The 24,755-nt window shown below is 53.6% G+C and carries 21 protein-coding genes; 13 read left to right on the forward strand and 8 right to left on the reverse strand.

Features of this window, described 5'->3' with window-relative positions:
• Positions 1–15 precede the first annotated feature (15 nt).
• Genes Q31b_RS24440 through Q31b_RS24450 form a run of 3 tightly spaced genes read right to left on the reverse strand, consistent with a single transcriptional unit; the run spans position 16 to position 3,874 of the window.
• Entirely contained in the window at positions 16–1,635 is a 1,620-nt protein-coding gene (locus Q31b_RS24440) for an alpha/beta hydrolase (RefSeq protein WP_146602274.1), read from the reverse strand.
• 26 nt (positions 1,636–1,661) lie between these two features.
• Positions 1,662–2,867: a cytochrome-c peroxidase gene (locus tag Q31b_RS24445; RefSeq protein WP_231617824.1), complete on the reverse strand. Its 1,206-nt coding sequence runs from the start codon at positions 2,865–2,867 to the stop codon at positions 1,662–1,664.
• An 8-nt stretch (positions 2,868–2,875) separates the two neighbouring features.
• Positions 2,876–3,874, reverse strand: a complete 999-nt coding sequence (locus tag Q31b_RS24450) for a DUF1559 family PulG-like putative transporter (protein ID WP_146602275.1) — start codon at positions 3,872–3,874, stop codon at positions 2,876–2,878.
• 500 nt (positions 3,875–4,374) lie between these two features.
• Here Q31b_RS24450 and Q31b_RS24455 point away from each other — a divergent pair, with 500 nt between their 5' ends.
• On the forward strand, positions 4,375–5,148 hold the full coding sequence (locus Q31b_RS24455; RefSeq protein WP_146602374.1) for an ABC transporter ATP-binding protein: 774 nt from the start codon (positions 4,375–4,377) through the stop codon (positions 5,146–5,148).
• A gap of 258 nt (positions 5,149–5,406) precedes the next feature.
• Here Q31b_RS24455 and Q31b_RS28670 read toward each other — a convergent pair whose 3' ends face one another.
• Positions 5,407–5,568, reverse strand: coding sequence for a hypothetical protein (locus tag Q31b_RS28670; protein WP_197172270.1), 162 nt, complete (start codon positions 5,566–5,568; stop codon positions 5,407–5,409).
• A gap of 190 nt (positions 5,569–5,758) precedes the next feature.
• Here Q31b_RS28670 and Q31b_RS24460 point away from each other — a divergent pair, with 190 nt between their 5' ends.
• The 5 genes from Q31b_RS24460 (at position 5,759) to Q31b_RS24480 (ending at position 10,071) form a co-directional block, all read left to right on the forward strand.
• Positions 5,759–6,844 (forward strand): DUF1559 domain-containing protein, encoded by a 1,086-nt coding sequence (locus tag Q31b_RS24460; protein WP_146602276.1) that lies wholly within the window; start codon positions 5,759–5,761, stop codon positions 6,842–6,844.
• A gap of 52 nt (positions 6,845–6,896) precedes the next feature.
• Positions 6,897–7,532, forward strand: coding sequence for a PepSY-associated TM helix domain-containing protein (locus Q31b_RS24465; protein WP_146602375.1), 636 nt, complete (start codon positions 6,897–6,899; stop codon positions 7,530–7,532).
• 80 nt (positions 7,533–7,612) lie between these two features.
• On the forward strand, positions 7,613–8,143 hold the full coding sequence (locus tag Q31b_RS24470) for a DUF2271 domain-containing protein (RefSeq protein WP_146602277.1): 531 nt from the start codon (positions 7,613–7,615) through the stop codon (positions 8,141–8,143).
• A 111-nt stretch (positions 8,144–8,254) separates the two neighbouring features.
• Complete coding sequence (locus Q31b_RS24475; RefSeq protein WP_146602278.1) at positions 8,255–9,061, forward strand: DUF4198 domain-containing protein; 807 nt, start codon at positions 8,255–8,257, stop codon at positions 9,059–9,061.
• 314 nt (positions 9,062–9,375) lie between these two features.
• Complete coding sequence (locus Q31b_RS24480) at positions 9,376–10,071, forward strand: flavodoxin domain-containing protein (RefSeq protein WP_231617825.1); 696 nt, start codon at positions 9,376–9,378, stop codon at positions 10,069–10,071.
• 60 nt (positions 10,072–10,131) lie between these two features.
• On the opposite strand, the gene Q31b_RS24485 is transcribed toward Q31b_RS24480, so the two are convergent.
• The 3 genes from Q31b_RS24485 to Q31b_RS24495 form a co-directional block, all read right to left on the reverse strand.
• Positions 10,132–10,827, reverse strand: coding sequence for a hypothetical protein (locus Q31b_RS24485; RefSeq protein ID WP_146602279.1), 696 nt, complete (start codon positions 10,825–10,827; stop codon positions 10,132–10,134).
• Between the two features lie 78 nt (positions 10,828–10,905).
• Entirely contained in the window at positions 10,906–11,616 is a 711-nt protein-coding gene (locus Q31b_RS24490) for a transposase (RefSeq protein ID WP_231617826.1), read from the reverse strand.
• 587 nt (positions 11,617–12,203) lie between these two features.
• Positions 12,204–13,355, reverse strand: coding sequence for a prenyltransferase/squalene oxidase repeat-containing protein (locus tag Q31b_RS24495; protein ID WP_146602280.1), 1,152 nt, complete (start codon positions 13,353–13,355; stop codon positions 12,204–12,206).
• Positions 13,356–13,669: 314 nt separating this feature from the next.
• Here Q31b_RS24495 and hemP point away from each other — a divergent pair, with 314 nt between their 5' ends.
• On the forward strand, positions 13,670–13,870 hold the full coding sequence (gene hemP, locus Q31b_RS24500) for a hemin uptake protein HemP (protein ID WP_146602281.1): 201 nt from the start codon (positions 13,670–13,672) through the stop codon (positions 13,868–13,870).
• 285 nt (positions 13,871–14,155) lie between these two features.
• Here hemP and Q31b_RS24505 read toward each other — a convergent pair whose 3' ends face one another.
• On the reverse strand, positions 14,156–14,395 hold the full coding sequence (locus tag Q31b_RS24505; protein WP_146602282.1) for a carbon storage regulator: 240 nt from the start codon (positions 14,393–14,395) through the stop codon (positions 14,156–14,158).
• Positions 14,396–14,971: 576 nt separating this feature from the next.
• On the opposite strand from Q31b_RS24505, the gene Q31b_RS24510 reads away from it, so the two are divergent.
• From Q31b_RS24510 to Q31b_RS24535, 6 genes are all read left to right on the forward strand, one after another.
• Positions 14,972–15,601 (forward strand): HAD family hydrolase, encoded by a 630-nt coding sequence (locus Q31b_RS24510; protein WP_146602283.1) that lies wholly within the window; start codon positions 14,972–14,974, stop codon positions 15,599–15,601.
• A gap of 86 nt (positions 15,602–15,687) precedes the next feature.
• Complete coding sequence (locus Q31b_RS24515) at positions 15,688–17,268, forward strand: Ppx/GppA phosphatase family protein (protein ID WP_146602284.1); 1,581 nt, start codon at positions 15,688–15,690, stop codon at positions 17,266–17,268.
• A 5-nt stretch (positions 17,269–17,273) separates the two neighbouring features.
• Positions 17,274–18,587, forward strand: a complete 1,314-nt coding sequence (locus Q31b_RS24520; RefSeq protein WP_146602285.1) for a protein-L-isoaspartate(D-aspartate) O-methyltransferase — start codon at positions 17,274–17,276, stop codon at positions 18,585–18,587.
• Between the two features lie 327 nt (positions 18,588–18,914).
• Positions 18,915–20,345 carry a TIGR03000 domain-containing protein gene (locus Q31b_RS24525; protein WP_231617827.1) on the forward strand — a complete coding sequence of 477 codons (1,431 nt, stop codon included), beginning with the start codon at positions 18,915–18,917 and terminating at the stop codon, positions 20,343–20,345.
• A 220-nt stretch (positions 20,346–20,565) separates the two neighbouring features.
• Positions 20,566–21,120, forward strand: a complete 555-nt coding sequence (locus Q31b_RS24530; protein WP_146602286.1) for an ECF-type sigma factor — start codon at positions 20,566–20,568, stop codon at positions 21,118–21,120.
• A 316-nt stretch (positions 21,121–21,436) separates the two neighbouring features.
• Positions 21,437–24,745 (forward strand): serine/threonine-protein kinase, encoded by a 3,309-nt coding sequence (locus Q31b_RS24535; protein WP_146602287.1) that lies wholly within the window; start codon positions 21,437–21,439, stop codon positions 24,743–24,745.
• The last annotated feature ends 10 nt before the right edge of the window (positions 24,746–24,755 follow it).

Genomic DNA, 24,755 nt, shown 5'->3' on the forward strand with positions numbered 1-24,755 from the left:
TGGTTGTCACAACAATCATTGATCAGCGTTCTGCGAAGCACCAAGTAAATGGATGATACCGTCAGCCAAGCTGTATCGCCAGTAAAAGTATCCATGGCCACCAACAAACTCGTTGTACTTCACGTCGTAGCCTTTCGCCTGCAACACATCGCGAAGGTGCCGGGTACATGGCAATATCTCACTCGGTGTCTCAAACGTTCCTACGTCGAGATAATAGTGAACGGGTTGCAGTGGAGCCGTAACGTATTGGCGAGTTAGCCATTGAGACTCTACGTTACCCTTCGCTTCAAAACCGCCGGGCGCCCACCAAAACGATCCTGATTGACTCATCACGTTGCCGAAGATCTCGGGGTGTTTGAGTCCCAGGAACGCCGACGCAAGGCCACCGAAACTTGCACCAACGATAACGGTCCGTTCTCTAGCCGCGTGGATATCTTGTTCGTTCACCCAAGGCATCAACTCGTCAGCTATGAATCGAGCAAAGTTGTCATTGCACGGCAATTCGGCAGAGCGGCGTTGTTGACTGGGATTGCAGATCATGATCGCTGCGGTGGGAGGAATTTTGCCAGCGGCAACCAAGTTGTCGAAAATCAGCGGTAATTTGATCTCGTTCAAATACTGATCGCCATCGAACGTGACCACGATCGCATTCTCGGGCGAATCAGGTCGATAACCGGCCGTACGATACAGATGAATATCCCGTGTATTGCCAAGAATCTGACTCGTTAAACGATAGGTTTTGACCGTGCCGGTTGGTAGAGAGGGGTTCGGCGTGGTCCAAATTGGATCTGGCGCATCGGGTAGCTCGACAATCGAAACGCCATCGTAGATGTCAACCGTTTTGGTTGGCTCGTGCCGTGGATTGAATGGGTCGCGTTGGGCGGTCGCCAAAATCGCACGTCGTTGCTCGGTCGCTGTGCCGTCAAATTGCGGAACGTCCGGTGCTAGTCGATAGTCGATGCGGGCTGTCTTGGGAACGCGGTAACTGCGGTACCAAATGTCGCTACCAGGGAGCCGGGCGAGTTCATCATGATCGCCTGATGGTGCACCGAAAAGTCTAACATTGCGTTTCGCACCTCGCCACAAAAAGGTGATTAATGCTTCGGTCGCATCGAGCGGAGGTTCCACGTTGGTTGTTTCAACGAGAGGGGTTCCTTGCTGTTGCATTTTTTCCCAAAAATCGCTCGTGTCGCCACCGGAAGCCAGATGCTTTTTTAGTTTCCGTAGCGTGGGACTCGCCAACGGGTTCGCTGGAGGCGATTGATCAGCAAGCGGGACGACATCTCTAAGTTGCACCGTGTAGCTCTGACCCACTGGGCCGCTGACTTGCAACGAGTAAGGACCCTTTTCGCCAGCAACAAACATAAATGCTTGCCGAGACCCGATGCCAGCTGCCAACCGTCGAACACGACGCTGATCTCCATCGACAAGCCACAGAACCATCTCATCACCGGCGACCGAACCACGTACAAAATCCTCCGGTGACAGCGTAAGTTCAAGCGAATCGACTTCGTTTGACGCGGCGATGCTTCCGTGGTGCGTTTTACCCGACTCCAAGATTCTCTCTTGTGCCGATCCCGTCAGAAAAACAGATGACAACCACAGTATCGCGCAGGCAACTCTTGTATTCAACATCAGAAATTTAATCAATATCGTTCGGGTCAGTTGGTCGGCGGAATGCTTGGCAAAGGGGGAGCCCAAATCCGCAGTTTCGGTTCTTCCAACGCTTTCAAAAATGCAGCTAAGTCTGCGAGATCTTGTTGGTTCAATCCCAATGGTTTTAGTAGAGGTGATTTGATTGGGAACAAGGGATCGTCTTGTTGGTGATCCTTTCGCCTTAGCGTTGGCATCCCTGCATTGTACATGTTGAGCACGCCCTGTAGCTCGAACAACCCATTGTGCATTAACGGCGTCGTCCGTGTGACATCGCGTAATGAAGGAGTGCGAAATTGTCCGACGGATTCTGCTTCGCCACTGACATGGTAGTGCCCCAGATCTTCAAACCGACGCCCATAGTAACTCAGTCCGACGTTGTGCATTTCGCCATCGGAAAACAGTGGACCATTGTGGCAGTTGATGCAACGGGCTTCACGGCGAAAAAGATCCAATCCGGCAAGCTCGGATGGGCTGAGTTCAGGGATCTTACCGTTGAGGAACGCATCAAACCGTGACCGGCCGCCGACGATCGTTCGCTCAAAACAAGCGATTGCCTGGGCAATTCGTTCGAAGGTAATCGCGTCATCACCAAACGAAGCCTGGAAACGTGTTCGGTATTCATCACTCGTTTTGAGCCGTTCGGTGACGTCGTGAACATTCGCACGCATCTCGCTAGGGTTGTTTAAGACTGCAATGACTTGTGACTCCAGCGATTCGGCGCGGCCGTCCCAAAACAACGTTTTCGCGAACGCGCTGTTGCGAATCGTGGGGGCATTGCGAGTCAGCAGAGTGCGGGAATGACCGAAACTGGTGGTGCGTCCATCTGCCCAATGAAGATCGGGGTCATGACAGGATGCACAGGCAATTTGGCCGCTACCAGACAACCTGGGATCAAAAAATAAGATCTTCCCAAGTTCTTCTTTTTCAGGTGAGTGCGGGTTATCGGTAGGATGGACGACAGGCGGAAGCAATCCGAGCTCACGCCATTGGTGTGGCTCATCGACAAACGGAGCGGGCCACTGCTGAGGGTCTGTGGTATACAGCGATCGCAGCTCGTCGATCCACTGCGCTCGCTCGCGTTCGGTTCGCTCGGGGCGAGGTGGTTTCTTTTCGGTACTTTCGCTGGCAGCGGTGACATAGGATGAAATCATTGCCAGCAAAATAAATATCGATCTCGGACGACCGATCAATCCAATGGCCGGTGAACGCATTTGATTCACTATAACTCTCCGTTAACCTCGTGGCCTGCGATGGTCAAGTAATCACACATCGTTGCTGTTGAAACGCTCTCGCTGACAAATCGAACCGAACCATCGGCGAGACCGATGTGAGCACCACCGGGGTGGAAGGAATAGGTGGAATAGTAATTCGATGCATTGATCATTTTCGGGCCTGGCGTTTTCCATCTTGAGAACTCATCTGCGATGGTTTCGTCATAACGATAGCCGCGAACCACAAACAAATTGGCCGCTGCCCAACTCGACACGGCGACGTACAACGAAGAGGCACTCTCTAATTCGCCAGAGCCAGGAAGCATGCGGCCTTGTTGCCACACTTGAGGACGGCCAGCCGATTCGACGAACATGATCGAATTAGAAAGCCCATCGAGTATGTCACGGCTGCGACGCCCTCGTTGCCCCGGCTTCGTCGTGCCTTTGAAAAATCCATCGATGTTTGTTGGCTTTTCGGTTCCCACATAGTTGGGCGCCTTCCATAAGGAGGAATACGGGCCAGCCGAACCAGCGTAGTCAGCACCATAGGACGACCAAGCCTCCGGACTCGACCCCGTCGCCCGCTTGAAACGCGGGTCTAGAATCGGACCGCCAGGGGTGCTCGGGCAACTCATATAAGAAAGCGGGGTCTGTACCGCTGGGCGATTGCCAACGTCATTGTACCGAACCGAATAATCATAGATCCCGGCCAATGGCGTTTGCTCGAGATACGGCATCAACTGAGCACCCCAGTAATGCAGCGCGCCATTACCCGAGGTGCTGGTTGGAAACGCATCGAAGGCCGCATGGAAATTGTGCATGCCCAAGCCGAGTTGTTTCAAATTGTTGGAACAACTCATTCGCCTCGCCGCTTCACGCGCGCTTTGCACAGCGGGCAGCAATAGGCTTACCAACGCCCCAATGATGGCGATCACGACTAAAAGTTCGACCAGCGTGAAAGCTCGACGGTTCAGACGAGACTCCACAGACGTAGCGGTTTGGTACATAGCTCACTCCAGCAAGGACCACAGGTTGAAACGGATAATACCCTCGAGTTGATGCTCAAGAGTCGGTTCGATCGTGGCTGGCTATCGAGCTATTGGGCCCCTCGCTTGCTTCTATCGAGCCAGTCGACTTGTTGCGACTGGTTCTCAACAGGTTAAAGCAGCGCAAAATTTTCGTCAAGCACCAATCCACAAGGAATTTGCATCTGCACGAAGGGAGGCGAATTTTTAGCCGCCTCGGATGAGATTTTCGCCACCAGGAACCTGCTCAACCGAAAGTCACTTCTTGGCGGTTGCCCAAAACTCGCCATGTTTTCCCCCGTTTTTTGGGTGACAACGCGGCCACTCGAATGATCTCCGGGGCATTTTCGCTCGGCTTGGTACGGGCTGTGCTAAATGGGGTGTAAGCCCGGATAAATCGTTCGGGTGAACGATCAAACCGGAATCGTGGTCCAGGCGTGTGGCCGGGCTACGGCATGAACCACCCTACCGAAGCCAAACGGATGAATGAAAAGAACCCTGAGCCGATCACTATCGTGCAAAACGTCTCGAAGATTTACCGCCAAGGAGATCGTACGGTCAACGCGCTGCTTGAGGTGGACCTAACGATCAACGAGGGAACGTTTGTCGCAGTCATGGGGGCGAGTGGTTCTGGCAAGAGCACGCTTTTGCATTTAATGAGCGGCCTGACCCGACCGTCTGCGGGCACCGTGATCGTTGCCGACCAAGACTTGGACAAACTTAGTGATAGCAAACTCACTCGTTTTCGCCGCGAACGTATCGGGTTGGTGTTCCAAGCATTCAACTTGATTCCTTCGCTCAACGCCTATGACAACATTTTGTTCCCGCTCTATGCCGCGGGTATCAAACAGCCCGACACGTCAGAGGTGAGCGAGCTCGCGGACCAGCTCGGCATTCAGGATCGCTTGACGCACCGCCCCGATTCGCTCAGCGGAGGTGAGCAGCAGCGCGTTGCGATCGCGCGTTCGCTGATTGCGAATCCCGCTATCGTGCTTGCCGACGAGCCGACCGGCAGTTTGGACTCGGTTACCGGACAAGCGATCTGCAAGTTGCTTCGCACACTATGCGACCAACAAGGACGGACGATTGTGGTTGTTACTCATGAATCGACCGTGGCGGCATGGGCGGACCGAGTCGTCGTGCTAAAGGATGGCCGAATCTTGAAACAATTCGAAGTTGACGAGTGCGGGAACGCTCTGTCGCTATCGATGCAGTATCAGGCGGCGGTCGAGTCGGAAGACACGGTTTTGGCATAGGTCGGCAAAATGCTACCGTCGTCCCGTGCAGCCGTCGTCCCGTGCTTTGTCTCCGCTTGAGTTTAGGCTTGAGTTTAGGCTTGGCAAAAGAGTGGCTGGGGGCATCTAGCCCAATACGCTGCGGCTGGAAGCCACAGCCACGCTCTGTCTCCAGCCGCAGAAAAGGGGGGGGGTGATCACCCCCGGCACGTTGGCGCCGCACCTGAAGCTAAATCTGGACAAAGCAATAGGCTTCCATCCTGGGACGCCTCGCGACACTCAGATTAACGGTTGGGGAAGCTGGAATGCGGCAAAAGTCATCATCGAAAAAACACCAGACGCGGCGATTGCCGCTACAAGAGCCGCGATAAGGTCGGCGAAAACCGCATTGACGAGAATTTTCACATCCTCGCTTGCGTAAAAAAACAACACCGCTAACATGTTGGGTATTGAGAATGATTCGCATTAGCGATTCGCTCAATCGACGAAGCAAGCCACGGGCCGTCCAACGCCCTCTAGCCAGCCACGTTCGATCCGTTCCCAACCTCTGAAGGTCACCACGGTGGTGACAGAAAAACAAGTTTTGGGAAAGATCCGTTCCTCGTGTGCCTTCCTAGGCTGGAGAAAATCAATGCTACGTCTCTATAGACATTCGTCTCTACGTACCCCTACACGCCGCATAAGCCCTGCGGTGGCCCGCCAGGCCTTCACGCTCGTTGAGCTGCTGGTCGTGATCGCAATCATCGGCGTGCTTGTGGGGCTGCTATTGCCCGCCGTTCAATCTGCTCGTGAAGCGGCTCGCTCGATGCAGTGCAGTAACAACCTAAAACAGATTGGTCTTGCACTTCACAACTACGCTTCGACGTACAACGAGGCCTTTCCAAACAATGGGTACTCGTGGCCGGGCGGATATCCAAGCGATTACTCGCCGCACGCCAAGATTCTGCCCTTCTTGGAACAGGCTCAGCTGCAGGATTTGATCGACTTTGATATCTACATGGGGCACCCCGCGCTCGCTGATTTACCAGCCGATCTTCATGTGGCCGCTGGGACAAGGGTTGCCACTTATGAATGCCCCAGCGACATCAACGCTGCCTTGCATGGACTCACGATGCCGTCAGGCGCATCGATCCAAATTGCCGGAACAAGCTATAGCATGAATCAAGGCAGTGGCCTTGATGGCGTCTTCCATCCTGGCAACGGCGTGAAATCGGATGGACTGTGTTGGATTGGGGCTACGGTGCGGTTCCGAGACATCTTGGATGGGACTAGCAACACAATTGCCTTTGCCGAAGCGTTGATTGGTGGAGACATTGACCAAGCGACCCCTACCCCCTTGATGGATCCCGATTTTTATCGAGCGTCCACCTCTGCAGCGGACACCACGGTGGCCAGTCTTTCGGACTCGGGGAACGTTGCCGACATTCAGAGCTACATCACGAGTTGGAATGGGGATCGAAATCACTACTGGCTACGCGGCAGCGTACCCAACGGCCCTGTCATGAACGGTCGCCTGAGCCCCAATAGCCAGATTCCAGATATGGTTCGCGGGTCGTCCAAGATCACGGCAGCTCGCAGCAATCATGCCGGCCTCGTGAAGGTCTGCTTGGCGGACGGTAGTGTTCGCAACGTTACCGACTCCGTCGATGCCGATGTTTGGCATGCCAGCTGGACAAAACGGGGACGCGAGGTTGAAACGATTTCGTCACAGCCATAGCCACCGCGATCATGCGAGCTCGTGAAAGGATCCTATGACTCAATCGGCACCAATGCGGACGGCGGACGAAGTTCCACCAACGCCACGCCCTGCTTCGTGGTCCCGCACGATCGTTACATGGCACTGGATCAGTTCGGCGGTCAGTTTAGTCGGCATGTTGTTGTTTGCGATCACAGGTATCACCCTCAATCATGCTTCGCAAATTGAGGGCAACCCACAAGTCGAATCACGGACAGCCGAGATGCCTCAAGGCTTACAAGATCGGGTGCGACAAATCCAGGTTGACGGTAGCGGCACGTTGCCGGTCGAAGTTGCGAGTTGGCTGACGGACCGCTTTGAGAAACCAATCGGTTCACGACTTGCGGATTGGTCCGATGATGAAATTTATCTTTCAATGCCTGGCCCCGGCACCGACGCTTGGTTGGCCATTGATCGTGAGACAGGGATGGTCGAGTTTGAACGGACTCAGCGTGGCTGGATTTCCTACTTCAACGACTTGCACAAAGGCCGCAATACCGGGCCCGCGTGGAAGTGGGTTTTGGATTTGTTTGCTTTAGCGACGGTCGTGTTTTGTGTGACGGGATTGATGTTGTTGATTCAGCATGCGCGACGTCGCCGGCTAACATGGCCGTTGGTCGCACTCGGTTTCGTCGCTCCCGCGTTGGTGGCGATATTATTGATTCACTAGGTGGTACAGGCTTCCGGTCTGTGTTTTTGTCATTCACAGGCTGGAAGCCTGTGCCACATCCTTCAACACTTTGAAATTCGATGAAATCACTGCTTTTTGGTTTACTAAACCTGTGTTTGCTTGCCAGTATCGTTCACGGCGATGAACCAACCGCCCGCTTCGTCACGACGATCGAGATTCCGCGATTGAACGTGTCTGAATACCATCGCCCTTACGTTGCGGCGTGGATTCAAGACCAAGACAAGCAAGCGGTTGCGAACGTCGCCGTTTGGTATCAGATGAAAGACTCTGCTGAAGGAGTCGGCACGAAGTGGTTGCCTGATCTGCGGCAATGGTGGCGGCGCAGCGGACGAAGTTTGCAAATGCCTGTTGATGGCGTTTCCGGGGCGACCCGACCGGCGGGAACGCACACGGTTGCGCTGTCCAGCGATGATCCGCGATTGGTAAAACTCGCACCTGGAAAATACAACTTGATCGTCGAAGCTGCACGTGAAGTTGGTGGACGCGAGCTGCTGGAAATACCGTTCACCTGGCCGGCTGATCAAAACAAAACGCTTCGCGCCGCGGGCAAAGAAGAACTCGGCGAAATCACGCTCACCATTCAACCTTAACCGTGGCCCAGGCTTCCAGTCTGTGAACTTTGCTAAAACAGGCTTCCAGCCTGTCGTCCTTGCTGAACACAGGCTAGAAGCCTGGCCACTTTCACCACCCTGGAGAAACCGATGACTCGAATCCTACTCTCAACGCTATTGGTTGCTTTGCTGCTTCCCGTAACCAGCTTTGCCCATAAAGTTTGGCTGCGTCCTTCGCAAACCGTGTTTTCTGGGACCGATCCTTGGGTCACCGTCGATGCTGCGGTCTCGAACGATCTGTTTTACTTCAATCATTTTCCGCTTCAACTCGATGGGTTGGAGATTATCGCACCCGATGGAAGTACCGCTGATGCTCAAAATCAATCGGTCGGCAAGTATCGTAGCGTCTTCGACCTGCCACTGACCCAACGAGGAACGTATCGCATCGCACTTGTCAATCGAGGCGTCTTCGCCAGCTATGAACTCGATGGCGAGCAGCTGCGTTGGCGCGGCAAGCCCGAGAATCTTACGGCCGAGATTCCCTTGGAAGCGACGAACTTACAAGTCACCGAAAGTGTCGGACGGATCGAAACCTTTGTCACCAACGGGCCGCCGACAACCGATTCGCTCAAACCGACCGGTGAAGGTGTCGAACTCCTTCCCGTCAGCCATCCTAACGACCTTTACGTTGGTGAAAAAGCGACGTTCCGATTGGTCGTCAACGGCAAACCTGCCAAGGGACTGGACGTCACCGTGATTCGTGGTGAGACTCGCTATCGCGACAGGCAAGAGGAACAGATTGTGACGACGGATGCCAATGGCGAGTTCTCCGTAACGTGGTCAAATCCAGGTATGTACTGGATCGAATCGAGTGCCCAAGACAAGGATACGAGCGTTCCGCAAGCACAAACGCGACGTCTCGGTTACGCCGCAACCGTGGAAGTGCTGCCTCAATAACAAGTGGCATAGGCTTCCAGCCTGTGATGGCCGACACACGAACTGGAAGCCTGTGCTGGGTAACACTCACAGGCTGGAAGCCTGTGCTACGCAACACACACAGGCTGGCAGCCTGTGCTGGGTAACACTCACAGGCTGGAAGCCTGTGCTACGCAACACTCACAGGCTGGAAGCCTGTGCTACGCAACACACACAGGCTGGAAGCCTGTGCTACGCAACACACACACAGGCTGGCAGCCTGTGCTGGGTAACGCTCACAGGCTGGAAGCCTGTGCCACTAGGGATTTTCACGTACCTGCGGATCGGAATTCAACATGCATGGTCGATTGGACACCCAACTCGTAAACGTTTTCTGTTTAATGAGTCTGTCAGTTGTGGGCATCTTGTTCGCAACTTGGAGCGACGGTGTTTGGTGGATCGCGACACCTCGCGCGGATCGTTGGTTCATCGCTATGATCATCCTCGTTGCCTTTGCGGTTTTGATCTGGTGGTCATCACGAAAGCCAGCTTCGGCTCACCCCCCGCCGACGCGGGCACAATGGCGAGTCATCTATGCTACGGAGACGGGGTTTGCCGAAGAGATTGCAAAGCAAACGGTTTTACGATTGCAAACGAGCGGTGAACTGGCTGAACGGTTGCCAATCGACGAGGTCGCGCTTGACGCTCTTCTGCAATACGAACGAGTCCTGTTTATCGTCAGCACCGCTGGTCAGGGCGATCCGCCTGAACATGCCATCGCGTTCGCTGATACCGTTATGGCCGAGTCACCCGACCTGTCGGGCGTGCATTATGCCGTACTCGCACTCGGCGATAGCAGCTACGATGATTACTGTGCCTTTGGCCGGCAGCTCGACCAATGGCTACAATGGGTCGGTGCCGACTGCATGTTTGATCGGATTGACGTGGATGACGGTGACCCAGCGGCACTCGATCGTTGGTTTGCTTCTCTTCCGAGTGACTCGATGCAGAAAATCTGTGATCAACAACGAACGAAAGCACTCTCTCGATAGTGAGACTCGATTTTTCCTGGCGAATTTCAACGTTGACGCTCCTGCTATGTTAAGGGCACGTTACGCCCTGTAACGCACCAAGTACCAACCGTTGCCGATCGATGTGGCCGATTGAAGCTCGTGGGAATCTGCGAGGCCTCCGGTGAAGGAGGATGGTTGGCTGCCGGGTGGATGCCATTCGGCCCAGTCGCCGCCGTCGGTGCCGGTCAGTTGCAATTTGATTGCTCCGGTATCCGATCGTTCGACAGCACTGACGTAAACCGATCGCTCGGCGACCCGCGGCGCTTCCAACAGCAGGAGCGTCGTGGGACGACCAAACGGATAGGCCATGAAAGGACCGATCCCACGAAGCTCTCCATCGCGGTCTGGCCATTCGTAACGTAGGGGAGCTACGATCGCTTCGAGTTCATCGACACGGGTGGCGAAGCGAAGTCGTTTGCCTTGCCAAGCGATCGCGTCGTGATACAGAGCGAAAGAAAACCAAACGGCGATCACGGTGGTGATGGCCAGCAGTTGACGGGTCGAGCGATGCCGCGGGGCGCTGCGTCGGCTCAACGTTTGAAATAGCAACGCCAGTAGACTGCCGATTGCGAAAATGACAACGAGCGTGAAACTGGCTACGCGAATCCAACCGACATTTTGGGAAGCATCACTCAGACCTCGATACTGAATGGTCGTTTCGAACAACGGGTCCGACACTGCCCAAATCGCGATCGCGATCAGTGAAGTCAGATGAATTAACCAGAGTCGTTTCATGTTAGTGGCCCAGGCTTCTAGCCTGTGATGCTTGTATGTGCCACAGGCTTTCAGCCTGTGAGGGTTAGGGGCCACAGGCTAGAAGCCTGTGCCACGGCTGATCGGTTGCCCCGCTTCGATGCCCCGCTTCTTGCGAATGGATGCCGATGAGTGTTTGTAGTCTTCTGGTTTTTCACACAAGCGAGCGACAACCGGATTGTTCTCGATGTAATGAATGATTCGTAGCAATTCGGTTTCGTTGCGAACAAAATGATCGAATGTTTCGTCCTGCCAAAATGTACCTGTTCGCCCGAGAATACGATTGCATCGCGTGGCTGTAAAACTTTGAATACTATGCGATATGGATTCGCGTGGTGTTTGTTGCCTACATTTGCTCAGTTGCTGTTTCAAAAACGCGTCACTCCAATCTGGATCAGGCAAGAACACCCAATGATGATGACTGGGCATGACAACGTAGGCAAAGAGTTGGTATCGTTCACCCGCAAAATGCGAAAAAGCATTCTGTACGATGTCCGCAAGCCGGTCGTCTTCCAAGTGTTTTACCGCGGGTTCACCATCTAGGATCGAATCAACCAGCCTAAAAACAAGTTTGTGTTTCTTTTCTTCCCATTCTTGACACGCCATATTGTTGGGAATGCTTCTCTGCTCTAATTCTTGGCGGTACGATCGAATTCGACTCATGCCAGAGGCCGGAATGCTTCCAGCTAAGCAGCCAGTGATAAAATATGGCTTTCCATCAACGTCAATGTGCGGCAAATTACGGCGACGGAAGAGACCTTCGTCAATCATGGATTGGCCTTCAATCGTGGCACAGGCTTCCAGCCTGTGAGTGAATCAACATCGGCTAGCTTTCATATCTGATTGTAACATGACGTAATGTGGCACAGGCTTCCAGCCTGTGAGTGAATCACCATCAGCTAGCTTTCATATCTGATTGTAACATGACGTAATGTGGCACAGGCTTCCAGCCTGTGAGTGAATCAACATCAGCTAGCTTTTATATCTGATCGTAACATGACGTAATGTGGCACAGGCTTCCAGCCTGTGAGAGAATCAACATCGGCTAGTTTTTATATCTGATTGTAACATGACGTAATGTGGCACAGGCTTCCAGCCTGTGAGAGAATCAACATCAGCTAGCTTTTATATCTGATTGTAACATGACGTAATGTGGCACAGGCTTCCAGCCTGTGAAAAAGGGGGAGATGTTTGACGGCATGACGACAATCCATCACAGGCTGGAAGCCTGTGCCACGATGGCACGAGTGAATTCACAGGCTGGAAGCCTGTGCCACGATGACACGAGTGAACTCACAGGCTGGAAGCCTGTGCCACGATGGCGCGAGTGAATTCACAGGCTGGAAGCCTGTGCTACGTTACTTACAATATGCTAACGCCATCAATGCAAAACTTGTTGCTAGGTTCTTGTCGTTCTCGAACCATCGTTGATTGTCATTGCTCCACGAACCGTCTTCGTTTTGACGCTTGGCTAGCTCGGCAATAAGGTCTGCTTTCCAGTCGTGCTCGACTCCGTCGGCGTCTTTTAACATCTTGATTCCGGCAGCGTTCAAGCCTGACGCGAACGTGTGGTAGTAATAGTACAATCCAGCCGAGCCCATCCCCGGGTTTTTCTCGACGCTGTAATGATCCGTAATCCATTGCAATGCCGCTTTCACTCGCGGATCCTCTTTCGTCAACCCTGCAAAAATCATACTCTTCAGTCCCGTGTAACCCATCGACCCGTAACTGCGCAAACCTCCATTTGGCGTGTAACGCTCCTCTGACGTGCTCGGGTCGATCTTCGTCGTGGGGATTTCGTAATAGAACCCGCCGTCGTCGACCTTAGCCGCGAACGGAGTGTCGTTATACTCACTGTCAAGATTCTGGCAACGTGAAACGAACGCCAATGCTCGTTGGATCGCCGGATCCTCGGGGCTAGATTCGGCTGCCCGAAGAGCTTCGATCAAGTAACCGGTGTTAGACAAGTCAGGACGTCCCGCCCCGCCATAGCCAACGCCTCCATACCAAGGGTCAGACGGATCACGCTTCGCCTCGCCATATTGCATTCCTGTGACGAACTCCTTGGCTCGCTTCAAGGTTTCATTGTACTTACCCGTTTGATTTGCCTCGGAAAAACAAACCATCGCAACGCAGGTTTCATAGTTCTTTAGTCGACCATTGCCGTAAATCCCACCGTCGGGCTTGATGAAGCTCTCCAAGGCCATCAAGCCCTCGGCCACCATCGGATCATCCGTCGTTTTTCCATTTCGCAGGGCCGCAGTGATCGCCAAAGCCGTCACTCCTGGCCCGACCTTGTCCGAGAACGTTCCGGCATTGGATTGGCCTTCTTTCGCCAAATAGGCGAGGGCTTTGTCGACGACTTCGCGTCGCTGTTGCTCCCGTTTAGAAACCGGAGCCCTTTCTACCGGCGCAAGGTCTTGGGCGAACGTTGTTCCGCAGACAACCAGCAAAGCGATCGTGGTGACAAAAATCCGTCGCTCGAGGCGAAAATTCCGTCGTTGACTCATGGGGGGATTCTCCGATTGTGGATGGTTTAGGATTCGCCTGCGGCCGTCAGCCACGGTCTCCAACGGGTAAAACGCAGCAAATGCCGTGAGGCCGAATTCCTCCGGAACTCTGGTATTGCTCAGGCAATGCACAAGCTGTGCCAACAACCGTTATCAATCTGCGTTTCGATGGCGTCGAACGACTCTATTGCCGGGAGGGACGCGAATTGCTACTGCGAATCGTTCTCAGTAAGTGTTGCGGCAAAATTGATTTTACGCAATACTGTGTGTGTAAAAAGAGTGTTAAACCTTAAAGTATGACTGAGAAATGATTTATGCAGAAACGCGAGAGCAGTTCTGATGGCGATTCTAGAAGAACGACCGAATCGAACGATTCGGCAATCCGCCAAATTGAGTCGAAAATTGTTCACTTCAATGAACTGGCTCGCTGTGGAGAGGAGGTTTGGATTGAGCACGAGGGGCAGCTCTATCGTCTGCGTCTGACCCGGCAGGGAAAGCTGATTTTGACAAAATAGTTGGCTTGTCCAGATTGGTTGTTTATCGGCGGAGCTACGGTTTCGGTGATCGGTTTCTCCTGCGATTACGACGGCGAAGCAATTGCCTTGATGCGACAACCTTGCGTTTCCGAAAGGAGATGACTTGAGGCTGTCTTTGATGCCTCATGACCGTTGGGGGCCGATCACATGCACCATGGCCGCTCGTTCCATTTTTTGGGCCTGTGGTTTTACTCTCGAAACGTTTGGCTGCTGTGTTGGCAAGCTGACAATACAATCGTAAGTCTCGACGGCGTTCGAAACGCCTCAAACATTCGAAACGTCTTCAATCAAAGGAGCACGACGCTGACCAGGCAGGCCAAGTGTTCCGCTGAAACGGGGTGAGGACTCATGATTTTGAATCGCTAGTTCGTTGCGGCGTACGGTGACACTCTTTGGCGCGTCGATACCGATGGTCACCCGTCCGCCTGCGATTCGGGTTATCGTGATTTGTACGTCGTCGCCAATCGTGATTCGCTCGCCGATTTTTCGTGATAGGACTAACATCGTTTCTTCCTTGAAGGGGTTTCGTTAAACAGTTCGGAGCCAATGGCTAAGACGATGTAAACCTAGGACACTTCTTGATCGCCTTTGTCACGAAGTCCAATGGAAGCCGTATTCACCAATTGGGAGTTGTGGTTCTGCAGGCATCGCGTTCCTTCGGGTGGAGCGGAATGGAACCCACTAGAGGTCCAATGCGTCCTCTCTTGATCGAACGGGACAGAGCAAAGCGGTATTTTGTAAAGAATTTTCCAGTTTCCAAACCTTTCCAATTCAGGGCTACCAAGCAACTGCGTAAATGATTCTTTATGGAAACAGCAAGTTTTGAGTACCCCTGAGGTGGGTGAGCGGTGGAGGCTGATTTCGGTATCCTTCCTGTGGACGAGTCGCTACAAATTCATTGCTCGATTTCCTACCCCTTTCTCGATTGCGTCCTGCGTTGTTGGCTATCACGGTTTGTTGACAAACGAGCTTCACCATAGACTGGGGCAAAACAGACTGGGGCGAAACAGACCGGGGCAAAAACCGAGGGCCCCCTCCCGCTTTTATTTTTCAACGCGACAACTCCAAAACGACATCCACATGAATCGCTCGATTGATTTCGTCTACTTTGACTTGGGGAACATTCTCGTTGCCTTTGATCCGAAGGTCGCGATCGCCAATTTCGTTGAACGTTTTGGCATTGATGGTGCTCATGCGAAAGCTTGTTTGTATGAGAGTGGATTTCAGGAAGAATACGAAAAGGGGCGTTTGACGTGTGACCAATTCGCCGAGGCGGTACGTGGGCAGATAGGAATGTCACCCGCGAAGATGTCAAATCGCGACTTGCTAGAGGCCAGCAGCGATATGTTTACGCCGATCGAATCGATGGCTGAAACGGTGGCGAAGGTCGCCCGTCGCGGGACACACTATGGATTGCTTTCCAACACCTGCGTGTCTCATTGGGAGTGGATCGCCAACCAAACGTGGGAAATCTCTCAAATGGTTTGGACGCACCGGATCGTCAGTTACGAGGTCGGCGCGATGAAGCCCGATCCTCGTATTTACGCAGCAGCCGAAGGGTTGGCTGGCGTCGACCCAAAGCGGATTCTGTTTCTCGATGACAAACAAGAAAATATCGATGCTGCGGTTCAACGAGGCTGGAATGCCGTACAATGTTTTGGAGGAGAGTCGGCTGAGAGGGTTCTGAAAGATTTTGATGTCATTGATTGACGGCTTGTAAATCGAGAGCAATTCGCCGAAACATAGTCGTAGCACTCTTTCTTCGTTTCCATCACTTCGTTCATTCATTACTACCTATGACATCTCCCGCCCAAGTTCCTTCGACACCGCTGCTTCCAATCTCGCCACGCCCGGTCGCCGTGATCGACATTGGTGCAACGAGTATTCGGATGGCGATCGCCGAGATCCATGCGGACGGCGACGTCCGGACCCTCGATACGCTGGTGCAACCCGCTGATTTGGGGCGCGAAGTGTTTGCCGTTCGGCGGTTGTCGCGAAAGAGCATTGAGCGGGCGGCGACGGTTTTGAAACAGTATCAACGGGTGCTGCGAGAATACGGGATCACACCAGGCCCTGATTTACGGATTGTGGCAACGACGGCTGTCCGCGAAGCGATGAACCGCGTTGCCTTTACCGACCGCATCTTCATCGTCACCGGCTTGAACATCGAATCGATCGATGAGGCCGAAGTCAGCCGAATTACCTACATGGGAATCGCTCCTCAATTGCGAGGCGAGCCGGAATTGGCGGATGGCCGATCCGTTGTGGTAGAAATAGGAGGTGGTAACACCGAGGTTTTAGTGATCCGCAGCGGCAACGTCATGCACAGCCAATCGTATCGTTTAGGTTCGCTGCGGTTGTTGCAACAGATTGAGTCGTCACGTGTTTCGCCCTCTCGCCGCCGAAGTTTTATCGAAAGTCATGTTCGCCGGACGCTAGACAACATCGTTGCCGACGTTAGCGAGGATCCGACCAATCGAATCGTCGCATTTGGAGGCGACATTCGATTCGCCGCCCATCGTCTCCTCGACGATTGGGATGGAACGTCGCTGACGCCGCTGCCGACGGAGAAGTTAGCCGACTTTACCAATGAAATTTTGCAACTCGATGAAGACACGATCGTCAAACGATTCGGAGCAAGTTTTATTGAGGCCGAAACGCTTGGTCCCGCATTGTTGGCCTACACCATGCTGGCTCAGGCTTTCCAGCAACCATTTCTCTATGTCTGTGACACCAACCTACGCGACGGTCTCCTTCACGATATGGCCGTGGGCGGCAGTTGGACCGATGAATTTCGCAACCAAATCATCCGGTCCGCGTTGGGTTTGGGGCGTCGTTTCGATTTTGACGAGTCGCACGCTCGCAATGTTGCCGAATTGTCGCGAAAATTGTTCCTCCAACTCGCTCGAGAGCATCAGCTTGATTATCGTCAAGAGGTATTGCTGTATGTTGCCGCTCTGCTGCACGAAATCGGCTTGATGATCAATGTGCGAAGCAATCACAAACACGCCTTGTACGTGATCCGAAATAGCGAAATCTTTGGATTGTCTCGATCGGAACTTTTGCAGGTTGGCTTGGTGGCTCGCTACTACCGTAGAGCCTATCCGCAGCAATCGCACGAAGGATACGGATCACTCGGACGCGAAGATCGCGTGACGGTTGCCAAATTGGCCGCCATTTTGAGATTGGCAATCGCGCTGGATGACACGCGAAGCGGACGTATCCAAGAGATCGAGTGCGTACGCGAAGCAAAACAATTGGTCATTCAAGTCCCTGGGGTCGAGGATGTTTCACTCGAGCAAGTAGCGATGCGGCAAAATGCGGGTTTATTTCGTGATGTGTTCGGTATGCCTGTCTTACTTCGAGCGGGAAGGTGAGTTTAATGATGTCTTGGTTTCGACCGTTTCTCGTCGTTTGCTGTTTGGGGAGCCTTGGCTTGACTTTTCTGTTCGAATCCACGCAAGCAAGTGCGGATGACTTGTACGCAATGGCACGCGATCAATTGGTACGCGACCGAATCGCAACGGCAGGGGTGACGGACGAACGAGTCCTGCGATCGATGCGTACGACCCCGAGGCATGAATTTGTACCCCGTAGCCAACGAGCCCGTGCGTACTTGGATATGTCCTTGCCGATCGGTGACTCGCAAACGATCAGCAGCCCGTTTATCGTTGCCATGATGACCCAGGCGATCGAGCCTAAGGAAACCGACATCGTACTGGAAATTGGAACCGGAAGTGGCTACCAAGCTGCCGTCCTAAGTCCCTTGGTCAAGCATGTGTATTCGATTGAGATTGTTGATGAATTGGGCCGACGGGCAGCGCAAGATCTAGAACGACTCGGTTACGAAAACGTGTCGACTCGCGTTGGCGATGGCTTCTTAGGTTGGAAGGATGCTGCCCCGTTCGACAAAATTATCGTGACCTGTAGCCCCGAAAAGGTTCCTGAACCCCTGGTCGAACAACTTCGCGAAGGAGGCATGATGGTCATACCCGTTGGACAAAGGTATCAGCAAACGCTCTTTCTGATGACTAAAAAAGATGGCAAACTGACTCGCAAAATGCTCCGTCCTACCTTGTTTGTCCCTATGACCGGTGAGGCGGAGGAGGGCCGTCAAATGCAACCCGATGCGGCAAACCCAGCCGTCGTGAATGGGGATTTTGAGAGCTTTCCCGATGAACAGGATTCCGAGATCGTTGATTTTGTTCCAGGATGGTATTACGGACGTCAATTGGAACACGTCAAAGTCGATGCCATCTCGACCCGTCTGTCGAGTCATGAACTCCCTGCGAACAAAAACTCGAAAATGGATCGATCAATCGGCGGCCAGTCGAAAGGTTTCGTTCGCTTCGAAAATGAAACGCCTAACCTCAGTTCCCATCTGTTGCAGGGAATTCCAATCGACGGACGCGAAGTGTCCATGATAAGACTTAGCGGAAAAATTCAAACAAAAAATGTTGTCGCAGGTCCTGAACCAGACACGCTTCCAATGATCGCGATCAGCCTTTATGACGAGCAGCGACGAGATCTGGGGACACTTTGGATCGGTCCCTACAAGGGGACTCGTTCTTGGGGAGAGGTCAGCCGAATGGTGCGAATTCCTGTACAAACACGCGAAGCAATCTTGCGAATCGGCCTGTTCGGTGCCACGGGACAAGCCGACTTCGATGATATTGCTATTCGAAAAGTCGATTGAACCCGTGATTGTCCTTCCATTGTGAAGTGGGGTGCCTGAGCCACCCTAATCCGCAAAGTTTGCCCAGACTGCTTGCCTGGTGTAAACTAACCGCTACTCTACCTGCTAGCGATGCGTGATCGGCTACCATGGCCCGCAGTATCGCCTTGAGCAGGAAGCCTAGTGCTTTTCACCTTATCTGAATTTAGGGCAGCCGGTAGTGGATCTTGTCAAAGATCCTCACGCGGTAGGATTTTTAACGAGATCCACTCCCAAAAAGCTCAGTGTTGACGAATCGCTAGCAAATACCAAGTAACCAATCTATCGGATGACGGAGGATCTTCAACTGTGAAAAAATGCTTCAAGATTTTAACGATTACCTCGGCCCTCGCCTGCATGGCGATAGCACCTACAGATGTCGAGGCCGGCGGTAGTTTCGGTAGCAGCTTTGGCTCGAGTGGTGGCAGCTATGGCTCAAGCGGCGGCAGCTATGGCTCGCGCGCCGTCAGCTATGGCTCGAGTGGCGGCAGCTATGGCTCGAGCGGCGGCAGTTATGGCTCGAGTGGCGGCAGTTATGGCTCGAGCGCCGTCAGCTACGTGAGTTACCGAGGGTATAACTCAAGTGGTGGCGGTTCTGTCGGCGGACACGCTGGACCACTAAAACGGCTTTTTGCTCATATTCATGAAAAGAAAGCCGCACGAGCAGCCGCCTTCTACGGTGGCGGATCGAGTGGATACGCCAGCGGGGGATCAAGCGGCGGGGGAGTGAGTTACGCCAGTTACTACAGCTACAATAGTGGCAGCAGTGGTGGGCGGTACGCGGGTTACGGGTCAACTGGTAGCTATGGGTCAACTGGTAGCTATGGGGCGTACCTAGCCCCTGCCTATGGCGGCAGCACCGGCGTCGTAAACAACTACGATTCCTATACGGCTCCAGTCGTTAATTCCTATCCAATGATGGATGCCGATTATGGTTACGAATCGTCAGTCATTGAATCACCTTTGGAGTCGTATTCGTCTCCGATGGACGGGACAGATATCGACAACGGATCTCGTTTAGATACCAATCAAGGAAGTGATTCCGACATCCTGGAAGCCCCCGCTTCCGATGCAGCTCCAGCTTCGAGTGACCGCGACGCTGATCGTTCGGGCGACGACGACAATGACGCTGCTGGGGTCGAATCGATCGAGCCAGGCCTGAAGATGGATTCGGCGATGTTGACGATCGACGTCCCCACAAATGCTAAGGTGACTGTCAACGGACGTCCTACCAGCAGCGAAGGTAGCGAGCGAAAGTTCATGTCGCGAGGTCTTCAGGAAGGTTATGTCTACAGCTATGTCGTGCAGGTGGATTATGAGCTTAATGGTGAACCAAAGTCGACCACCAAGACGATCCAATTGCGGTCGGGTGATGAGGAGCGACTCGTATTTTCCGACACGCAAGCCGAGCCAATGCAAACCGAACTGGCGACCACGACTTCGGAAGCCCCCATGGCAAACGATGTTGTGACGAACGATGTTGTGACGACTGTCAAGTTGAACGTTCCGGAAGATGCCGTTGTTACCTTGGCTGGCAATGAAACTCGAGGCGAAGGCAGCGTGCGAACATTCCGCACGAAGCAATTGAAGGCGGGCGAGCAGTGGAGCGGATACACCGTAAGCGTCACAGCGATGGTCAATGGCCAATCGGTTAGCAAAGAGCGTTCGGTCAATGTCGCCGCAGGCAGCACAACCGAATTGACATTCGACTTTGTCGAACACTCGATCGCTCAGCGATAAATCCAAGCCCGTGAATTCGTTTGATGAGCGGCGCGGGGCAATGTCCCGCGCAGTTTACTTAACCGTTTAATGGAAAAGCCGTGTTCTAAGATGGAACGCGGCTTTTTTTATGCCGGGATCCCCGTGGTGCGATGCCTCCAACGGTAAACCCGATAGGCCGAACCGATCCAATTCGGTGACTCGGCTGGATTGTCGGGTGGTTACCGAATAGACTATCAGCATGGGTGAAGTTACCGAATTATTGGGCCAATTGCGGACCGGCGAACCTGGGGTGGCGGAGGGGTTGCTTTGCGCCGTGTATGACGAACTGCGTTTGATTGCCAGGTACCAATTTGCAGGGGAAGGTGCCGAATGCATTCTCCAGCCAACAGCACTGGTCAACGAGGCCTACTTGCGTTTGGTATCGGGTGGCCGGCTTCAGCCGTTCGATAGTCGTGGGCACTTTTTCGCGGCTGCCGCCGAAGCGATGCGTCGAATTCTAATCGATACCGCACGTGCTCGCGGAAGCCAAAAGCGGGGTGGCCAGTTTCGGCGTGTGGAATTAGGCGAATTGGCGGATGAGTCGATTCAGATGACCGATCTGTGGTTGGATTTGGACGAAGGGCTTGAGCGATTGGCCACCGTAGACGCCGCGTCGGCAGATTTGGTAAAGCTTCGCATTTTTGCAGGTTTGTCGATTGTCGAAGCGGGCGAATTGTTGGAGATGCCGCGAAGCACCGCTTACAAGAATTGGGAGTTCGCCCGCACTTGGTTCGCGGTGCAGTCGGAAAGTTGAAAACGAAAGAACTCCCCGTAGTGGATCTTGTTAAAGATCCATACCCGCTCCCCGTAGTGGATCTTGTTAAAGATCCTTACCGCGAGGGATCTTTAACAAGATCCACTACGGAGGTTGATGATCCATGGTTGCTCACTGCATAAAGCGAAATTTTGTCACTGATTCCTGCCTACCGCAGCGAAAAGCGTTGGACGATCTCGTAACTTTTTCGCATGACTCTTAGGAGTCTTAACCGATTTTTTTCCCATCAAGGCCTCGTCGCCTCGTCCACAACTCCGTTTACTCACTGGACCAATCGATTCTAACTGATCCGCACATGCATGAACCATCGAAACATGAATCGATCAAGTCTGTTTTTTTACGGGCGACCGAACTCGAAAACCATGAGGATCGACGGCGATTTATCGAACAAGCATGTGGATCGGACCGAGCGATGCTCTCGGACGTCGAGCGATTGCTGGGGGCCCACGATCGTCAGGGAGCCAACCTTTTAGATGAGGTGGTCGATCGTATTGGGGCTGCCGAGACTCGGCGAACCCCTGTCACAAAATGGTTGCAATCGGGGCCTAGCGAACTCGACCGGGTGCATCTGATCGATCGATACAAGATTTGTGAGCTTCTTGGCGAAGGTGGGATGGGAGCGGTGTATGTTGCTCAGCAGCAGCGGCCGGTCCGCCGCAAGGTGGCCGTGAAGGTGATTCGTGCGGGGATCGCCACCAAAGAGACGATGGCTCGATTTTCGAATGAACGTCAAGCGTTGGCGATGATGAATCATCCCAACATTGCCAAGATTCTCGATGGTGGTGCAACGACGGCTGGGCAGCCTTACCTCGTGATGGAACTGGTCCAAGGGTTACCGATCACCGAACATGCTGATGCCTACCGGCTCAAAGCGAACGAACGGCTACGAATTTTCGTCAAGGTTTGTCGTGCGGTTCAGCATGCTCACCGAAAGGGGGTGATTCATCGCGACTTGAAACCCTCGAACATTCTGGTTGCTCAGGTTGATGAGGAGGCGGTTCCCAAAGTGATCGACTTTGGGTTGGCAAAGGCACTCGGTCATCCGCTGACGGACAATACAATCTACACCGGTTTCGCTCAAATGGTGGGCACGCCGATGTACATCAGTCCCGAACAAGCTGAAATGGGCGTCGTCGATATCGACACACGCAGCGATGTGTATTCGTTGGGCGTGTTGTTGTATGAATTGATGGTGGGCACTCCGCCGTTCGGCCACAAAACTTTCAAGACGGCTAGCTTCGATGAAGTACGCCGGATCATTCGCGAGGTACAACCGCTTCGACCGAGCGAAGCAATTAGCACCATGAAGGCTGATAAGGTCTCTACCATTGCCCAACATCGAGGCGTGGATCGGCGAAAGCTGCATGAGACGATTCAAGGCGAGCTGGATTGGATAATCATGAAGGCATTGGAAAAGGATCGTCGCCGTCGCTATGGGACGGCAGCCGAATTGGCTGACGACATCATGCGATACTTGGGCGGCGATGCGGTTTTGGCATGCCCACCTTCACGGCTGTACCAACTTCGCAAAATGTTCCAGCGGCACCGCTTGGGACTCTCTGCGGTGGCACTCGTCCTGTTCTCACTGATTACCATAAGTGTCGTGTCGACTTGGCAAGTGGTCGAAGTTCGCCGCGCTAAATTGGAAAGCGAGGCACGCGAGCGGCGGGCCAATGGTTTGCTGGAGAGTAGCCAGTTACAAACGGCGACCGCGGCCTATCGTGGTGGCGATCTGGTTCATTTGGCCCAGGTAACCAGCGATGCGCTGCAAAACCGCCGGCTTTCTTTACTGGATCCAACGACCAAACGGACGCCAACGCTATTGGATTTTTTGCATTCGGCGGCACATCCGCCGCCGCAGCGTCAGTTTTCGTTCCCTTCGCCTATCCATGAGGTTGCGGTTTCCGCAGATGGTAATCTCTGCCTCTGTGTCGGCGAGGATGGCAACCTGATGAAGATTCGATTGGATGAACCGGAGCAGCCCCGGATCACGCTTGGAAGTCATTGGGAACCGGTCCATGCGGTGGCGATTTCTCCCGATGCCTCGATGGCAATCAGCGGGTCGGCGTCGGGATTCGTTCGCTATTGGGACTTGGAGCAAGCGGAGTGTACCGGGCATGTATGGCCAGTCATCAATGGAGTCGAATCATTGGCTTGGTCGCCCGACGGCAAGTCGGTTGCTGCTGGATTTCGATACACCGGTGTCTGGGTTGGCGACGCGGAAGGGAATGAGAAATTTCGCTTTGCAAATGATCAGCGGCACGAGACGCTTTTGTTCTCGCCCGACAGTCGCGAACTGTTTGTGCCGACACGAGAGGGGATTCACGTTTGGGACGTCGCCACCGGGAAGCATACCCGATCGATCGATACGAAACCGTTTTCCAATATCCGTGCGATGTGTTGGGCAGGTCCGCATCGCGAGTGGTTGATCGCAGGCGAACGCTATTTAGATTCATTGGCCGTCTTTGATCGTGATTCCGGAGCAGCGATGGGGAGCTTTAACGTCAGTGCATCTTATGCGCAGTCGGTATCCGCGTCAGCGGACGGGATGTGGTTGACAGCCGGATTTGGTGATGGACGGGTACAGTTGATCCAGCTTAGCCGTTTTGATTCATCGCATGTCGACGGTCGAATTCACGCACAGCTGACCGCTCACGATCAGGAGGGAGAGACACGGTTAGCGGCGAAGTGGTTCGGTGACGATTCCAAGCACTTCGTTACCGCTGGCAATGATGGCGTGGTGCAAGTGTGGGATCGCGATGCCGTTGCCTGCCAGCGTGAGCTCACATCGGCGATGGCGATCGAAGCTGCCTACCTGTTCGACAACGAGCCCGATCCGGTTTTCGTCCTGCGAGGGCAGGAGCCGACGAGGTCGTCGATCGAAAAATTCTCGCCCCAATCCGCTAATGGATTAGCGGCGATGCAGAGTTCCGGCCAAATTGCAATCGTGTCGCTAGAGACTGGCAGACCCCTTGCCACGATCGAATCGCCACTCGAAACCCATGAGTATGTGAGTCTATCGCGTGACGGCAGTCGGCTGGCCGCCATCGGAAATGGGCAAGTCTATGTATGGAAGTCGATCGATGATTGGTCCACCCATCAATTGATCACGAACAATCCCAAGGCAGGCGATTCCAATGCGGTTTTCGCGGATAACAACCGAACATTGATTTGCGAAAATGCCGCTTACACAAGGGTGCAAGAGCTCGAAATCGAATCGGGCCGGGTGATGCGTTGGCGAGAGATGTCGGATCCCGATGTCGTTGCGATTAGTCGTGACGAGCGATTGATCGCCGCCGGAAACGACAAGCACCTGAACGTTTGGGACCGCGAATCGGGCCAGGTGATGCTAGACATCCAGAATCTCTCCTCCCTTTTTGCACTTTGCTTCCTAGCGGATGACCGCGTCTTGCTATCAGGTCACAACGACGGCCAGATCATGGCCTGGCACGTTCCGACCGGCCAACGACTCGGGGTTCTCTATCATCCGAGAAACGACTTGCGGCGTCCAAGAAGTATCCAGGTATCGCCTGATGGAAGACGAATCCTAATCGTCTACCCCAGCGAACACGGTTATGTCCCTGTGCTGTTAGGCATGAATTAGCCCAGCGACA

The organism is Novipirellula aureliae (genome assembly GCF_007860185.1).
GTDB lineage: Bacteria > Planctomycetota > Planctomycetia > Pirellulales > Pirellulaceae > Novipirellula_A > Novipirellula_A aureliae.